The 17,118-nt window shown below is 35.6% G+C and carries 15 protein-coding genes and 1 tRNA gene; 4 read left to right on the top strand and 12 right to left on the bottom strand.

From position 1 onward, the window contains the following. Window positions 1-214 precede the first annotated feature (214 nt). Entirely contained in the window at window positions 215-841 is a 627-nt protein-coding gene (locus ACFOWA_RS11930; protein ID WP_378985395.1) for a hypothetical protein, read from the bottom strand. Then, a complete protein-coding gene (locus ACFOWA_RS11925; protein WP_378985393.1) occupies window positions 813-1,220 on the bottom strand; it encodes a hypothetical protein in 408 nt (135 codons plus the stop codon). Before ACFOWA_RS11925 ends, ACFOWA_RS11930 begins: the two co-directional genes overlap by 29 nt. Window positions 1,221-1,647: 427 nt before the next feature. Here ACFOWA_RS11925 and ACFOWA_RS11920 point away from each other — a divergent pair, with 427 nt between their 5' ends. Beyond that, complete coding sequence (locus tag ACFOWA_RS11920; RefSeq protein ID WP_378985391.1) at window positions 1,648-2,349, top strand: hypothetical protein; 702 nt, start codon at window positions 1,648-1,650, stop codon at window positions 2,347-2,349. A 76-nt stretch (window positions 2,350-2,425) separates the two neighbouring features. Then, window positions 2,426-2,809: a hypothetical protein gene (locus ACFOWA_RS11915; RefSeq protein ID WP_378985389.1), complete on the top strand. Its 384-nt coding sequence runs from the start codon at window positions 2,426-2,428 to the stop codon at window positions 2,807-2,809. A 340-nt stretch (window positions 2,810-3,149) separates the two neighbouring features. On the opposite strand, the gene ACFOWA_RS11910 is transcribed toward ACFOWA_RS11915, so the two are convergent. From ACFOWA_RS11910 to metG, 5 genes are all read right to left on the bottom strand, one after another. Continuing rightward, window positions 3,150-3,761 (bottom strand): GIN domain-containing protein, encoded by a 612-nt coding sequence (locus ACFOWA_RS11910; protein WP_378985388.1) that lies wholly within the window; start codon window positions 3,759-3,761, stop codon window positions 3,150-3,152. A gap of 392 nt (window positions 3,762-4,153) precedes the next feature. Beyond that, window positions 4,154-4,870: a hypothetical protein gene (locus ACFOWA_RS11905; protein ID WP_378985386.1), complete on the bottom strand. Its 717-nt coding sequence runs from the start codon at window positions 4,868-4,870 to the stop codon at window positions 4,154-4,156. Between the two features lie 51 nt (window positions 4,871-4,921). Further along, entirely contained in the window at window positions 4,922-5,308 is a 387-nt protein-coding gene (locus ACFOWA_RS11900) for a hypothetical protein (RefSeq protein ID WP_378985384.1), read from the bottom strand. A gap of 212 nt (window positions 5,309-5,520) precedes the next feature. Then, window positions 5,521-5,592: transfer RNA gene (locus ACFOWA_RS11895), tRNA-Arg, on the bottom strand. 129 nt (window positions 5,593-5,721) lie between these two features. Beyond that, window positions 5,722-7,827: a methionine--tRNA ligase gene (gene metG / locus ACFOWA_RS11890; RefSeq protein ID WP_378985382.1), complete on the bottom strand. Its 2,106-nt coding sequence runs from the start codon at window positions 7,825-7,827 to the stop codon at window positions 5,722-5,724. Between the two features lie 38 nt (window positions 7,828-7,865). On the opposite strand from metG, the gene ACFOWA_RS11885 reads away from it, so the two are divergent. Together ACFOWA_RS11885 and ACFOWA_RS11880 are read left to right on the top strand one after the other, a co-directional pair. Further along, a complete protein-coding gene (locus tag ACFOWA_RS11885; protein ID WP_378985380.1) occupies window positions 7,866-8,765 on the top strand; it encodes a S66 peptidase family protein in 900 nt (299 codons plus the stop codon). A 1-nt stretch (window position 8,766) separates the two neighbouring features. Next, a complete protein-coding gene (locus ACFOWA_RS11880; protein WP_378985378.1) occupies window positions 8,767-9,174 on the top strand; it encodes a DoxX family protein in 408 nt (135 codons plus the stop codon). Between the two features lie 49 nt (window positions 9,175-9,223). Here ACFOWA_RS11880 and ACFOWA_RS11875 read toward each other — a convergent pair whose 3' ends face one another. From ACFOWA_RS11875 to ACFOWA_RS11855, 5 genes are all read right to left on the bottom strand, one after another. Then, window positions 9,224-9,856 carry a hypothetical protein gene (locus ACFOWA_RS11875; RefSeq protein ID WP_378985376.1) on the bottom strand — a complete coding sequence of 211 codons (633 nt, stop codon included), beginning with the start codon at window positions 9,854-9,856 and terminating at the stop codon, window positions 9,224-9,226. A gap of 80 nt (window positions 9,857-9,936) precedes the next feature. Continuing rightward, on the bottom strand, window positions 9,937-11,532 hold the full coding sequence (locus ACFOWA_RS11870; RefSeq protein ID WP_378985374.1) for a RagB/SusD family nutrient uptake outer membrane protein: 1,596 nt from the start codon (window positions 11,530-11,532) through the stop codon (window positions 9,937-9,939). A 23-nt stretch (window positions 11,533-11,555) separates the two neighbouring features. Continuing rightward, entirely contained in the window at window positions 11,556-14,657 is a 3,102-nt protein-coding gene (locus ACFOWA_RS11865; RefSeq protein ID WP_378985372.1) for a SusC/RagA family TonB-linked outer membrane protein, read from the bottom strand. Between the two features lie 310 nt (window positions 14,658-14,967). Continuing rightward, window positions 14,968-15,612, bottom strand: a complete 645-nt coding sequence (locus ACFOWA_RS11860) for a hypothetical protein (RefSeq protein ID WP_378985370.1) — start codon at window positions 15,610-15,612, stop codon at window positions 14,968-14,970. 114 nt (window positions 15,613-15,726) lie between these two features. Continuing rightward, the gene (locus ACFOWA_RS11855) at window positions 15,727-17,112 is read right to left on the bottom strand and encodes a RagB/SusD family nutrient uptake outer membrane protein (protein WP_378985368.1); all 1,386 of its coding nucleotides are present in this window, start codon (window positions 17,110-17,112) and stop codon (window positions 15,727-15,729) included. Between the last annotated feature and the right edge of the window lie 6 nt (window positions 17,113-17,118).

Here is a 17,118-nt window from a genome sequence, read left to right as displayed (position 1 = left end):
TTTTTTTTCGAAAAGTAACTTTGCAAAATTCTCCGTTATATCAAACTCTTCTACAAGTAAAGTTTGTATTAATTCTGCGGAGTTTCCTATCGGTTCTATATATAACGAAATATTCATGAGCGTTAATTGATTATTTTATAGTCTTTTACTTAATGAAAATTTTTATTGTCTTTACAAGATATCAAATCCAGCAGACATTAAAAAACTAAGAAGGTTATTCAAGTCCATAAAAAGCTGACAGCAACAAGTTAACCTCAGTAAACATATCAATTAATCTATCATAAATTTGAAAGCATGCTTCAGCATAGTTCCCTGCTGCGGTCTTCGGGTGTATCGAAAATACAGCTAATGCATTTTCTAATTTAGCTTTGGCCTCTTTAGTCTGATGTACATCAAGTTGTCTGATATCATTTAATGCAAATAATGGTGCCAAAAATTTAAATTCATTTACCTCAACTACTCTTTCTATAATGGCTTCTTTATCGGTGCTGGCATTTAACCCTGATTCTGCTGATACATAGAAATATTTTAATATTAACTCTAATAATTTAAGGCTTCTAAATCCTTCGGTCTCTTTCTTATTAAAACCAAGTGAGTCAACTAATTTTCTTAAAGAGCGTTGTTTAAGGCTTTCTACTAAAAGCTTTAAAAGGCTGGTGCATCGAGATGTAAAATCACTTTTCGAAAAAGCAGACAAATCTACCACATGTGTAATTAGTTTATAATCAGGAAAATCTGTCCATCCAGTATATTTAATGTTTTCTTCATTATATGAAATGATATCTTCAGCATTTAATTGTGATTTTAAACATTTATTTAAGAGAAGTAAACAATCTGCCAAAAAGAAAATATTTTTGAGTTAATCGCTCTGCTTTTGAAGCGATGTTTTCACCATCAACAATATCATTAGGATCAATATTAAATTGATTCCAATAATCAATAGTATCGAACCGATTGCCTTCGTAAAGCTTTTTTATTTCTATTTTAATAGCATTTTTTCCTACACGCTCACAATGGCTAATGGACCACTGATTGCGGTAAGCTACACTTCCAGATTGTGGATAGACTTTATAATCTTCATCATTTTCGTATTTATTTAGTACCTTATCAGAAACGTACACATATTCAAATGGCATTTTATGCCTTGCACACTCGGGCGTCACCAAGCCGTCTATTCCTTTCCATAGATGCCCTAAAGGCTCTTGTACATTTTTGGTCAAAAAGTTGTAATCAAGAGGTAGTTCTTGAAAGCCATTAATTTCTAAAAAGACTATATCATTTTTATGAGCGTAAGTTTTGACGGTAAACTCACACTGTTCCGTCTCTTCTTGATAGTATTTTTTTCCGTTAAGTAGGGTTATAATTTCATCGTTTAGATATATTTCTTTTTGGATGTTAAATACTTGAACTGCCCTTTTTTTACGGAGATATAGATATTTTTCTAAGTAATCTTTTTTTACTTTAACATAAGCCTCAGAATTTTTTAAATGATCATATATAGATAAGGGTTTATTTCGAACTACTGCTTTTGCTGGTTCAGTGAGATCATCCCAGATAATTTCATTGTCTGTTAAGCGAGGCGTGAGCTTAAAGGATATTAATGTCGTGGTAAACTCTTATTTTGCACTCCTATAAACAAACCAAAACATGAAGCCTGCGCTACTCTCCTTATTGTTTCTATTAACTTTAAATCACACAAAAATCATTGCACAAACTGAATTCACGGCCCAGCAAATTATTGAAAAATCTATAGCGGCTACCGGAGGAAAACAGTACCTGCAGTCTATTAAAACACTTTACTCCGATATGGCTACAGAAATGGAAGGCCGTAAGGTTAACTGGGTTACCAAAGAAATGCTACCAAATAAAGGTTCCTTTATGATTATCTATCAAGGCCGAACCGTTTTCAAGAACTTTTATGATGGAGAAAAAGGCTATGAAGTATCAGCAGGAATAAAGAAACTGGCCGACCAAACAGCGTTTAGTGATAAAAAATTCCGCAGGAATATTTTCAACGAACTGGATTACATAGATCCCAACCTATATACCTTAACACTTGAAAGTACCGAAAAGGTTGATAAGGAGGACTGTTATAAAGTAAAAGCCGCCTGTATAAATGGTACCGTTAGAATGCTCTATTATAGCAAAAAAACATTCTTTCAGCTGCGGGAGGATAAATTTACAACCGAAAAGGGAGGCTTCAGCAGTACTTATTTTTCTGATTATAAGAAGTTCGGAAAATTAACGTACTACTCTGAGATGAGCTTTGGAGACGGTGATAAAATGCAAAAAGCTAAAATGGTAGAACTTTTGGCAAATGAAAAGATTTCGGAAGAAGATTTTCGTTAAATTAAGTTAAACAATTTCTTTTGGCTTTTGTAGCGTTTTGAACGCTTACCTCGTATCGATAAAAAAAACCCTCTCTATGAAAAGAATCGTGTTCTCCCTAATGGCTATCACCATATTTATTTCTTACACATCATGCAAAAAAAATGGCATTGATGACGGTCCTGGTGAATTGTATGGAAAATGGAAACTAACAGAAACCCTATCCGACCCTGGAGATGGGAGTGGTAGATATATTAAGGTTAAAGGAGACAAATACCTCGTCATGTCGAGGACAGGCAAAATGGAAGGTGATGCGCTACCAGATTTATCTGATTTTAAGATTCTAGATAGCCTAACCATGGAAGTAACTTCTAAAACCTACAATAGAACCTTGCAATACCGATACAAAGCGACAGCTAATACGCTCACCCTTAACCCACCCTGCTTTGAGGGATGTGGATTTAGATTTATCAGGCAATAGACAACCGAAACCCTAAAAAACAAAAGACGGTTTCTTCATCAGATGGTAAGGCCCGTTGTAATTTAATTATGGGATGTAAATAATGGTAAGCTAAACTTGAATTCTATGTAATAAGCTGAAACAATAAATGATATCGCATATACCCTTATCTGCACTGTCCTTTTGACCGTAAATTTTTCAATGCTTGCAATCCAATTGCTAAAACAGATAATTGATTTTTCAGCGCCCGTGGCGATAACATGGCTCAAGGAAAATACTTAAGCATCATCTTTCATCCAATATTTTTTGTCAAAAAAAAAAGCCACCCAATGGGCAGCTTTGGCTTATCTAATTAATGTTTTTATTTTGCTAAAATCATTGCATTTTGCTCAGCTTGCATAATCGCTTCAGAAGCGTATGATTCTGATTTAAGACTGGCAAAGTCAGCTAATTTTACATTTTTCATGTTGCTTGCAATCATTGTACTTTGATTTGCAGTACCATTTAATTTTAATACTGCATCTTCCTTAACAGTAGTATATAAACTTCCTGCCGTAGTTTTAATCTTCGCTGAAGCACTTTGGCTCAATAATATCTGAAGGTGTTTTACATCGAAATTATTGCTGGTTACAACAGCCGATTCACCATAAGCCTCAATTCTTTCTAAATCTTTTAGGGTAATATTCATCGTTACCTGTTTTGTTTCCATTGAATTAATAAATAAGGTTCTTCCATCGGTGGTTACAAAAGTTTTAGCCGCATCATAGTTGATTGCACCCTCTACATTTTGTTTATCGCCTTGTGTTAAGATGATTTTAACGTTTCCACTCACCCAAATTCTGTTTAATTTTGATAATGAAGAAGTTTTTGTTTCTGCTTTAACTGGCTCAGTTGCGAAAGTTGTTATGGCTGATGAAGTTAATACTACTGCTGTTAATGCTGCTGCGAATAATGATTTTGCTAGAGTTTTCATATCTTTTATATTTTAGGTTTTTGCTATTGTTTGTTATTAAGACGCAACCAAGCTTCAAACGTTGCAAGCAAAAACCTTGTATTATACCAGCGTGGGTAACTGCTAGACCAACGCCTGTAATGTCTAGACGAACCGTTGCAAATTCTATAGCCAGATTCGCGTAAATCGAGCATTTGTATCTATACCTTTTTTAGCTTTTACAAAATGTAGTAATGTTCGGTTTATTTGTTTGTTCAGATATCGTGAACAACGTGATTTAACAGGGCGCTGGAATCCAACTGATAAGATGTGTTTCCTCGTTATACCAAACCGAGGTTATTCAGGTATTTTATGTTTGCTTTAACTTTAAGCTCGGTTACAATTAGTACAGCGCCCAATTAGAGGTTGGTTTCTTACTTTATAACGTCTGGAAACATCATTTTATAATAGTCCATTATAGTGATAACTTTGGCATCAGTACTGTTCTCCAATCGCGTGCCCTTTCTCACAAAAATGAAGTTGGTACTAAAAAAATTTTTGTCATTCTTATCTGTTGATATTCCCTGATAGATGAAAATCCAGGCATCTAGTTTTGGGATATCCCAAAAAAAAGATTCTCCGTTTCCTTTTGTGTCGCTCTTTTGATAAGCAGGGTAAGTTTTCTTTAGATAACCTACAATTGACTTTGTTTCTTCCTGATTAACAGAGCTATTGTTAAATCCCAGATAGTTATTTTTCTGTTTTGAGCTTTTAAATATTGAAAGTCTATTATAATCAGCCAAATTTCCATTGGGATAATCATAGGTATTAAGTTTTACATCTCCGATTGCATACCCATCCAATTTACTAGTTGTGAGCGATGCCAGGCCGTAATTACGTTCAAAATCTTTCTTTAGTTCTTTGTCTTGGAGCACCAGGCTTGAAATGTCCGCATCAAGCTTCAAGGAGAGAAGATCTGTTTTTGTTTGCGACTTACAAGATACGATCATCAGAATGATCAGGGATGCAAAGGAAAGTTTCATATGCTGATTTTTAATAAATGGAAGGTTGGCACTTATGTCTGTCAAAGCTAATTGTCTCAGAATACAGACACTGGATTTCGATGGATTAAAATTTTTATTGGCTGGCATGTAGTGGTTAGCCAACACGGCAGCTTAAGGTGAATTTTAAATATGCATTAGCTATTTTACCCTCTGGTATTCAGCGCTGTCTGCGCCAACTTGCATCACCAATACGTCTCCTCTAAAGTGGTAGTCGGAATCAAATTCTTGATTTCCAGTTGCTTTTCCTTTATAAAAGATTTTGTTTTTGGTGATTCTGTAGGTCTGTTTCGAAACCACCTTTTCTGCTCCTTCGCCGGTGGTTTGTAGAAAAGCTCCTTCACGGGTGAATTGCAAATGCATCTGTCCAATTGATTTTCCTGAATTGGGAAGCGTGATTTCGCCCGCCCAGTTTCCGATTATTTTCTTTTCATAATCGCCGGTCTGTGAGTCGCAACTTAATATAGCGCATAGCAGCAGTATAATCACTGAAACTTTCATCATAATGAAGTTATTTTTCTTTTTCATATCACCAAATGAGTGTCTGGGGTTAGCATTTAAATAACTGTTAATCGTTGCTTTTATTTCCCCTGGAATCTAAAATCTCAAAAGTTCAAATCAGGTAGTTTTTTTGAATATTTACGATGAATTTACACCAACCTAGATAAACATAAAAGTACAGTATAATCATAAAAAAAGGGGTTTTTAAACCCCTATGAATTTGTTTGAATCTTAAAAAGTGGTCCCGACGAGAATCGAACTCATATCTAAAGTTTAGGAAACTTCTATTCTATCCGTTGAACTACGGGACCATGGCATGCTAAAATGATAATGAACTAGATTATTAATCAGCGGGCAAAGATAATCAAATTTTTAAGTCTTCAATCTTTGAAAAATCTTAGGGTGATTCCAAAGATTTATTCGCAATATTAACTTTCAATTTACCTAATCACGCTACCTTCTTCAAACCTATCGGCAGTTGCTACAAAAGCAAGTTTACCTTCCGAATTTTCGGCCATTAATATCATTCCCTGTGATAAAATTCCCTTGATCTCTCTTGTGGCTAGGTTAACAATTATGCTCACTTGTTTACCAATAATATCTTCCGGTTTGTAATGTTCGGCAATGCCAGAAACAATGGTACGTTCATCAATACCAGTATTTACGGTTAGTTTTAAAAGCTTTTTTGTCTTCTCTACTTTTTCTGCCGCGATGATGGTAGCAACTCTAATATCCATAGCGGAAAAATCATCAAAATTAATATTTTCTTTTGCCGGAATAGATGTAACTGTAGTAGCGTTAGATGCCTTACTTTGGTTTAATTTTTCTATCTGGAAATCAATTGCAGCATCTTCAATTTTTTCAAATAGAAGAACACCTTCCAAAATATCATGACCACGTTTAATTAGTGTGATAGAACCCGCTTCTTCCCAACCTTGCTTACCATTGTTTAGCATTTTCATTAGCTTATCTGCAGTAAAAGGTAAAAATGGCTCCATTAAAATTTGAAGATTAGCACAAATTTGTAAGGAGATATGCAAAATGGTACGAACGCGATCTTCATCTGTTTTAATCAGTTTCCATGGCTCTGTTTCGGCAAGGTATTTATTGCCTAGTCGAGCTACATTCATTACTTCTGATAAGGCTTCTCTGAAACGATAATTTTCGATAGATGCTGATATTTTTGCCGGAAATGCTGCCAAATCATCTATTACAGCCTGATCTTGTTCAGTGATTTCCATTAAGGTAGGTACTACACCATTAAAGTATTTGTGTGTAAGTACTATAACGCGATTTACAAAATTGCCGAGAATGGCAACCAGTTCATTGTTATTTCTAGCTTGAAAATCCTTCCAGGTAAAGTCGTTATCTTTAGTTTCGGGAGCTGTGGCAGTTAAAACATAGCGTAAAACATCTTGTTTTCCCTCAAACTCCCTTAAATATTCGTTTAACCAAACTGCCCAATTTTTTGATGTAGATATTTTCTGACCTTCAAGGTTTAAAAACTCATTTGCAGGAACATTATCTGCCAGGATAAAACCACCATGCGCCATTAACATTGCCGGGAATATAATGCAATGAAAAACAATATTATCCTTGCCTATGAAATGCACTAATTTCGTGTCTTCATCTTTCCAATACTCTTCCCAACCGCATTTATCAGCTTCGAAATTATTGATGTAATATTCTTCCGCCATCGGATTCCAAACATCAAGTTTAGCGTAATTACAAAGTTCTTTAGTAGCCGAAATGTAGCCTATTGGAGCATCAAACCAAACATATAAAACTTTACCTTCAGCATCGCGAAGCGGAACACGTATGCCCCAATCCAAATCGCGGGTCATTGCTCGTGGATGTAAACCAGCATTTAACCAACTCTGACATTGCCCGTAAACGTTTGGTCGCCATTCTTTATGGCTTTCGATATATGTCCTTAACCTGTCTTCGTATTTATCTAGAGGTAAAAACCAATTCTTGGTTTCTTTTAAAATTGGCTTATCGCCAGATAGCGTAGATTTTGGGTTGATTAAATCGGTTGCGTTTAGTGTTGTACCACAGTTTTCGCATTGGTCGCCATATGCATTTTCATTGCCACAATTTGGGCATGTACCAGTAATGTAACGATCAGCTAAAAACTGCTTTGCTTTTTCATCATAATATTGTTCCGTTATTTCTTCTGTAAAAACACCTTTATCGTAAAGGGTTTCAAAAAAATCGGCAGCAGTTTGATGATGGGTTGAAGACGATGTACGATGGTAAATATCGAAAGATACTCCGAACTCTCTGAAGGAATCGCCTATTATTTTATGGTATTTATCTACAACCTGTTGAGGAGTAATTCCTTCTCGTTTAGCTTTTAAAGTAATTGGCACTCCATTTTCATCAGAGCCGCATACAAATTTTACATCTCGTTTATTCGAACGCAAGTATCTTGCATAAATATCAGCAGGAACGTATACGCCAGCCAAATGCCCAATGTGTACTGGTCCATTGGTGTATGGTAGTGCCGCAGTTACGGTATATCTTTTTATTTTACTATTATCCAAAACAAATTATTTAATTTGACAAAGATATCGTTTTAACCATGATTATACAGCCACCATATTTAAAAAAAGGAGATAAGATTGCCATTGTTTGTCCGGCGAAGAAATTACCTAAAACCATTGATTATGCCATTGCTACTTTAAAAAGCTGGGGATTGGATGTGGTTATTGGTAAAAGTGTTTATGCCGAGGAGAATCAATTTGCAGGAGCCGATGCTTTAAGGGCTTCTGATATTCAAATGTTTTTAGATGATCCAATGGTGAAAGCAATAATTGCTGGTCGGGGTGGCTACGGAACCATCAGGATTATTGATGAATTGGATTTTAAAAATTTTAAACAAAATCCAAAATGGATTGTGGGTTTTAGTGATATTACGGTTTTGCTTTCTCATGTCTTTACAGAGCATTATTCACAATCTATGCATGCGCAAATGCCCTACACATTTGATAGTTCAACACCCGAAGCATTGTTATCTTTAAAAAATGCCTTATTTGGGGAAAAACAAACCTATACGTATCAAAGTGAATTTAAAAATCGTGTTGGGAATTGTAGCGGAACCTTAGTGGGTGGAAATTTAACCTTGCTTTGCATGCTCCAAGGCTCCATATCAGAAATGGATTTTGAGGATAAAATCTTATTTCTCGAAGATGTAGGTGAACACGAATATTCTATAGACAGAATGCTGAGAATGTTAGACAGAGCAGGGAAACTTGCCAATTTAAAGGGATTAATTGTTGGTGCATTTAACGAAATTGAAGAAGAAAAAATACCATTTGGCCAAACTGCAGATGAAGTGATTTGGGATATTGTAAAAGATTATAACTATCCGGTATGCTTTAATTTTCCGGTAGGTCATATCGATGATAACCGAACAATGGTTGTTGGAGCAGATGTTGAATTAAAAATTGAAACAAATAACGTACACTTTAAATATTTATAAAATGGCAATATTAGATAATTTAGGAAAATATCGCAACACAGGCTTATTGGTATTAAGGGTTGGTTTGGGCATCATGTTTATTATTCATGGTTTCCCGAAATTAGCAGGTGGCCCTGATGGCTGGACTGGCCTTGGTGGAAGTATGAAAGTAGTAGGAGTTGATTTCTTACCAACTTTTTGGGGTTTTATGGCTGCGGCAACCGAAACCTTTGGAGGATTTTTACTTATCGTTGGGTTATTTTTCAGACCAGCATGTATATTATTAATCTTCACTATGATAATTGCGGCATTGGTTCATTTTGCTAAAGGAGATGGATTACAAGGCGCAAGCCATGCAATAGAATTGGCAATTGTGTTTTTAGGCTTGATATTTATTGGCCCAGGAAAATATAGTGTAGATAAGAAGTAAGTGATAGCTTATAACAATAAAAGCCAGCAAAATTGCTGGCTTTTATTGTTTAATTTAAAGCTGCTGTCAACTTTACATAATCGTCTTCTTTAGATAATTTCGAGCCATAATTAGTAATCTGGTCCTTAAAATCTGGTAAAGCATTTAAAAATGAATTCTTATTGAGTTTAACTTCCTTTTCTGCGCCGTTGTAAAGCACATAATATTTTTTATTCTCGTCAACAGTTTTCTCCACATTGGCCGAATTGTAACCTTTTGTTTCAAGAATCACTTTTTTATTTTTCTTCAACAATTTAACTTTACCATCACTAAGCAATTCATAGTAGCCACTTTCACTATTGCCATCATCTTTTAGCAGAAAGGTTCTGTTACCATTTTTGGTCATTAAAGTAAAGGCAGCCACTTTTGGGGAAAATTCATAAACCTTATTGTCTTGTTTAAAAAGTAGCTTATCCTCAACCATGTCATACCTTACCTCTGCCGGCTTAATAACATTATTGTCTGCCAGTTTAACTTCAGCATTTGTCCACTCATCTACAAAATAAGGTGAACCAGTGAGGTTTTGATACCTGGCATCGGTTAGAGGCCTGCCATTCTGATCGGGAATAAATACATACTGTGCATCAACTTCATGAATAAAAAGACATAAAGCGGAAATGAGAAATAATTTAATCGTTTTCATAGATAATAATTTTGTAAATAAAAATACTAAAAAAAAGGCCTCTATTCGAGGCCTTTTTCTAAAAATATTAAAACAATTGATTAATAGTTTGGATTTTGCTGCGCAGCCAATACCGGGTTGGTAGCAATTTCTGATGCTGGCAATGGCCAGATAAATCTAAAATCTGCATAAGGTATTGCAGTAACCGATCTAGCTCCAGTGTAAGGTACAGCCGGATTCCAGGTAGCAAAGGTAGTAGCTGTCCAAGCAATTTTTGCAGGCACACCACCAGTAGAGAAATTGGCATCATTAGCCAAACGGTGAATATCACCCCATCTATGTCCCTCAGCTAAAAACTCTATGCGTCTTTCATTCAAAATTGCTTGAGTTAAAGCATTTCCATCGGCAAAACTTGCAGCAGTATATTGATTGGCAGCGGTGGTAACAGCTCTGTTTCTAACTGCATTCAATAAAGCTAAGGCTCTTGCGCTTCCTGCCGTTGTTCTGGCTTCTGCCTCTGCCACGTTTAACAATACTTCAGCATATCTAATAATTGGGTTTGCATCTGTAAATGTTGAAAACTCAGGATACTTGGTTGTAAAATAACCACGACCATCATTTGTAGTCATTGCTGTTCTACGTAAATCAGTTGGCAACCAGAATGGAGCATTATAAATTAGTGGAGAAATTGCAATTAATGCTCTACCTGCTGCTTTTGTGTACATGGTTGAAATAGAACCGTTAGTACCTGCGTTACGTGTTGTAGAATTTTCTATCGAGAAAATAGACTCACTATTCGTATAATTAGCTGCGGTAACAAATGGTGCTGCTGGCGAAGCGGTTAAAGCATATGCACCAACTGGACTTGTATATGGCGCTGTAGCAGGAACCAATTTATTACCTTCGGTGATAACACTTGCCCAATTACCCATGTGCAAATAAATACGGGTTTTGATTGCGATTGCAGCACCTTTAGTTGCTCTTGAAACTTTTAATCCTGCCGCATACGTATCTGGAAGATTAGTTTCTGCAAAATTTAAATCCTCCAAAAGTTTGTCATAGCATTCTTTAACGGTATTTCTGGCTTGGCTTTTGTTGATGTCAACTCCAGCAGGAGAGCTTGCCGCCACAGTTCTGTATGGCACACCTAAGTGTGTTGCACCAGGAGTATGGCTATAAGGTCTAGCAAAGTGTACCAATAACTCATGGTGAGCTAATGCACGCAAGAATCTTGCCTCGCCTTCGTATTGTAAAGCCAATGCTGGTGTAATGGTTCCATCGCTGGCAGCCTTTTTAACACCTTCTATAACTACGTTGGCTCTATTAATTAGCGCATAGTTAGTTTCCCACATGGCCTGATTATTGGCTGTTATTGGGCTATAAGTACCTTCATAAGTAACAAGGTAAAAAGATGGAATCGCAATAACATCCTCACCTCTTGCATCCTGTTGCTCGGTATTTGCTGCGCCAAAAGGATAGCCCCTGTTACTACCATCCGTGTATGCTCCAGCTTGAGCAGCACTATATACACCTGTAACCGCTAAAGCAACCCTTGCCGGAGAACTGAATGCAGATTCCTCAGAGAAACTGTTATTTGGTTGAAGATCAGTCAGTTTTTTGCATGATGACAGAACCAAGGCAACACCCAATACCGCTACTGCCGCACTTTGATTTATATTTTTGAATATATTTTTCATTTTTTCTATCTTAATAATTAACACTAAAAACCTAAGTTAAGACCAAATGTAAAGGTTCTCAATTGAGGATTCCCGTTAAAATCTACACCTGCACCTGATGTGTTAACCTCTGGATCAAGACCTGAATAGCCTGTGATTACAAATACGTTTTGTGCTGAAGCATAAACACGAAGCTTACTGATTCCTATCTTTCTGGTTACTTCACCAGAAAAATTATATCCCAAGGCCAAGTTGTCTAAACGAAGAAAATCACCTTTTTCAACAAATCTGGTTGATGCAGCATTTTCTAAGTTGATGAACGCACTTCTTGAAGCAAATAGTCTTGGCATGTTTCCATCACCAGGGTTTGCTGCACTTTGCCATCTACCTAAAACTTCAGTACCATTGTTTACAAAGTTCATATTTAATAAATCCTGACGAGAACGGTTCATGATGTAATTACCACCTTGAAAACGTAAGAAAACATTTAAATCAAAGTTATTGTAAGTAATGGTGTTATTGAAACCACCAAACCATTTAGGAAGTGAACTCCCTAGAACACGACGGTCTGAATTTGCTTGTAAGGAAGATGCAGCACCTAAAACTCCTGGATTACTTGGGTCGTAGCCAAAATATGAGGAATTATTGATGTTACCCTGAATAATTTGTCCGTTTCCTTTTCTCCATAAAGGATTACCATTTGCCGGGTTAACACCTGCATAATCGTATCCATAAATTGCTCTAAGCGATTCTCCAACTCTGATGATGTTGTACTCACCAGGGATATCCTGTCCATCAACCAATCCTCTAACTACGTTTCTTTGTGTTGAGAAATTTAATGATGCATTCCATCTTACTTTACTTTCCGAGAAAATATCAGAAGATACTGCAAACTCAAAACCATCATTTCTGATACTTCCAATGTTTCTGCTGATGCTGTTTCCTGGTATTCCGATTGAAGGTGGAGTTGGTGCAGAAAGGATGATATCATCGTTATCTTTTCTCCAATATGCAGTAACAACATTAATTCTGTTTTTAAATAAACCGAAATCTAAACCTATATCGTAAGTTTTTTGCGATTCCCATTTCAAATCTGGGTTACCAGTATTGTTAAATGCGATACCGCTTTGGTTTCCATATGCTGCAGCACCATAAGTACCTAAGTAAGGGAATGAACCAATATCTGTATTACCTACTTCAGCTATCGAACCTCTTAACTTAATATCGCTTAATACATTACTGATTCCAGAATTTTTGAAGAAATCCTCTTCTGATAATCTCCATGCAAATGATGCACTTGGGAAATAACCTACACGGTTTGCAATTGGCAATGCAGAAAGCGCATCTCTACGAATCGAACCACCGATATAATATCTGCTTTTATAATTATAGCTTACTCTTGCAAGATAAGATTCGATACCATTAAAGGTTAAACCACCTCCAACTGTTGGTGTTACGAAAGTTCCCGTAGTGATGTTCTGATTAAAGAAGATATCAGATATATTTGAGATATTGGCCTGATAGAATGAAGACCTTCTTTTTTGAAGCTCTTGTACCAAAGTAACATCTAAATTGTGTGCACTATTGAAAGATTTGGTGTAGGTTAAAATATTTTGCCAGTTCCAAGTGAAAGTTGGTGAGTATGCCTGAGAGATTGATCCGTTTGCACTTAAACCATCACCTGCTCTTGGATCTGTAAAAACAAAATCATCAACATAAGAACCATCAACACCTAATTGAGTTTTAAATTTCAAGCCAGGTAAAATATTTGCTTCAAGATACGTCGAACCTAATAATCTATATGTTTGAGATTTTCTAACGTTATTTTCCAAAACGAACATAATGTTTGGAATGTTGTCCGAAATTGGAATTAAGTTCGCCCCTGCACCAAGCGCTCTTCTATCGGGAGTAATGTTATATCCGGTTGGATCTGCAGGGTTATAAACAGCTACGTTTGGCAACATACGCATAGCAGCAAATGTGTTACCAGAAAGGTTATTAGAACCAGCTAGAGGACCTAAGTTGTTTTGATATGTTAAACCTGATGTTACACCGAAGGTTAAAAATTTATTGATTTTTTGATCAACATTGGCTCTTAGTGTATATCTAGTTAAAGAGTTAGATACAATAGCACCTTTTTGATCAGAATATCCTAAAGAGAAATAATATTTAGTTTTATCTGTTCCTCCTGAAGCTGCAACTGCATGGTTTTGCTGAACAGATTGACGGAATACGTAATCTTGCCAGTCTGTGTTGATGAAACCACCCATTCCATCTGGTGTTGGTCTTGCCGAAGGTGTTTGACCAGCATTAACAAATCTCTCATTTGCAATTTCAACGAATTGATCAGCATTTAAAAGATCGAATTTTGAGGAAACATTAGCTATAGCAACATATCCATCATAAGTGAAGGTAGTACCATTTTTACCTCTTTTGGTTGTTATTAAAATAACACCATTGGCAGCTCTAGAACCATAAACTGCTGTAGCAGCCCCATCTTTTAAGATATCAATTGACTCGATATCATTCGGGTTAACATCGGCTAAAGCATTCGCACTTGTAAAACCACCAACGTTACCACTTAAAGATGGAACACCATCAATAACTACTAGAGGAGATGTACCAGAACTAATTGAGTTTACACCTCTAATCCTGATTTGTGGTGCCTGACCAAGTAAACCTGAAGGAGTGATAACCTGAACCCCAGTTGCTTTACCAGCTAATGCTCTATCAAAAGATGGAATTGAAACATCTGTAACTTGCCCACCTGTAATTTTTGAAACAGATGATGTGTTATCTTTTTTAGATACTGTACCATAACCAACAACAACGACGTCGGTTAATGTTTTAGCATCAGAGCTCAAAGAAATGTTGACCAAGTTTGATGAGCCAATTTGTCTGCTTTCGGCTGCATAACCTATAGAACTAAATTCTAAAGTTGCAGAACTTGAAGAAACCCTAATTGAGAATTTTCCATCTGATGAAGTCGTTGTTCCAATAGATGAACCTTTGATTTTTACACTTACACCAGGAATTGGAAGCCCATCTTCCTTACCTGTAACTGTTCCTGTGATTGTTCGCTCTTGCCCGAATGCGGAAGCCGCAACGAATAGCAAAATGAACAAACTTTGTAAAAGTTTTTTCATAAATAATAGTTAAAGTTTAATTAGTTTACAGCTAAAGTATATAAAAATTTTTGTAAAACAATCTTTACAAAAAAATTAAAACAATTTCTATTGTCTATGTTTTTACTGTAAATGATTATATAATCATTGTTATGTTGCTGGAATCGCAACATCAAACCTAAAACAAGTATTTAATTAAAAAATTGCACCAAAGAAAATACAATTACATTAAAGTAGGATTAGAAAATATTATGTCTTAAATACTTTAAAGCCTAATTTAAAGAATATTAAGGTTTTTGACGATATGCTTTAATAAATTACTTCCAACTTCTTACTTCAAAGAATTGTAATAGGCAGCTGCAGCAATTAAATCCTCATCTTTTTTAAAATTAGTTTTATTAGCCTTAAAAAAGGATTCCATTTCTGAACTTTTATCTTTCAAAACATTTAAAAATGAAGATTTATCATTTTTAACTGGACTTATTGCCCCATTAATGAATAAAAAATAAAACTTATCATCCATTATCCTTTTAGTAGTAATTGAACTATTGAAGTCTTTAACATCGATTATATTTTTAGATATCTTTTTTAATAATGTAGCCTTACCTTCTGCTAAAACTAAATAATATGATAAATTATTAAAAGATTTTACTGGAGGATAGCCGTTTTTATAAACGTCCTTATCGATATGAAATTCTTTAACTGGATTTACAAATTTCATTGATACGCTGTCCTTTCCTAAAAAATAAAGTACCTCTTCAAAAACGTTATACTTTAAAAGCAAGTTGGTGTAAGATGCTCCAGAAGAAACTGTGGCTGAACCTAAGCGCCAATCTGGATAGAGCAATTCCGTACCTTCAACATTTATTAGTTTGATTTCCTTTGCCGGACTACCATCTTGATAACTTAATGCTTGTGCTAAAAGTTGTTTAGATGAAACACTTAAAAACAACATTAGTATTAGAAACCTTATCATAATTAATTTTAGATTTTATAAAACGAAGACTTTATAAGAAATATATCCCTGTTAAAAAAAAAATGCCCTCAAAAAGGAATAAACTTTATGAGGGCATTATATAATTAAAAAGTGTTAGTAACCTGTGTTTTGAACAATTATATTTCCTGATGTTAATACTTCTCTTTGAGGGATAGGATACAAAGCTCTGTACGCTTGAGAAATACCCAATGTTGATGTTAGATTGTAACGTCTTAAATCAAACCATCTATGTCCTTCATGTGCTAATTCAACTCTTCTTTCGGCTAAAATAGCAGTTAAAATAGCAGCTTGAGATACTGATACAAGAGGTGTTAAGCCTGCTCTAACTCTAATTACATTTAAATCTGCTAAACCATCGGCAATTTTCTGTGCACTACCTTGGCGTACTCTTGCTTCTGCACGTATTAAATAAATCTCTGCCAATCTAAACAAAATCACATTATCATCGCCAGTTGCAATACGAGTAAATTTTCTGGTTTTTGATAGAGGTGCAACAGTTGTAAAATTGATTGCTTGTCTAACGTCATTTGCTTCATGCGCTGTATTTAGAGCACCTGATGAGCTAATCTCGTTACGACCACCAGCAGCAGTTGTGTAATAATAAAATGCAATACTGTTTTGGTCGGCCGAATTGTAATCCAATTCAAAAATTGATTCTGCAGAATTTTTAGCAGCCCAAATATTACCATAATTAGCAGTAGTTAGCAATGAATATCTAGTACTACCGATAACAGATGTAGCTAAAGCTTCAGCCTCTGCCCATTGTTCTCTATATAATTGTACTCTGGCTTTTAAAGCGCTAGCAACATCTTTCCCTGCTCTGTTTGTAATTCTGTTTGCAAAGGTTGGTGCAGCTATCGCAAAATCTAAATCAGCTAAAATTTGAGTGTAAACTTGTGCTTCTGTATTTCTTGCGATTGGAGTAGCATCAGATTCTGTAAGTGTTGGTGTAAGTTTTAAAGAAACACCAACTCCATTTGCTTTACCGTAACCATCATTTGAACCGCCAAAATACCTCAATAAATCGAAATACATTAAGCCTCTTAGCGTTCTTAATTCTGCTAACGTTGCATCTTTATCTAATGCTGCATCCGTAATACTTGGAACCGCAGCAATCATTGTATTTGCATTGTTTATCCCAGTATAGATGGTGTTATACATATCACTAATGTTAACATTATCTGTAAGGATTTGGTTGTTGGCAATCTGTGCATAAGTAGGGAATGTACCAACATGAATTAAATTACCGCCACCTAATTCTGCAAATGCATTGTATTGTAAACCATAATAATTTCCGCTTTGTAAACTATTGTAGACACCAAATAATCCTGCCCTAACACTCGCAACATTAGTAAATGCACCAGCAGCATCTAACGACGCTTGAGGCTTTTGCGCTTCCAATTCCTTTTTGCAGGAAGAGAAAACAGCAGATGCTGCAAATAAGTAGGTTAAATATTTATATTTTATATATGTTCTCATATCAAG

The organism is Pedobacter lithocola (assembly GCF_042650845.1).
Lineage (GTDB): Bacteria > Bacteroidota > Bacteroidia > Sphingobacteriales > Sphingobacteriaceae > Pedobacter > Pedobacter lithocola.
Note: the sequence above shows the minus strand (reverse complement) of the source record. Positions and strands in the feature narration are given on the sequence as shown.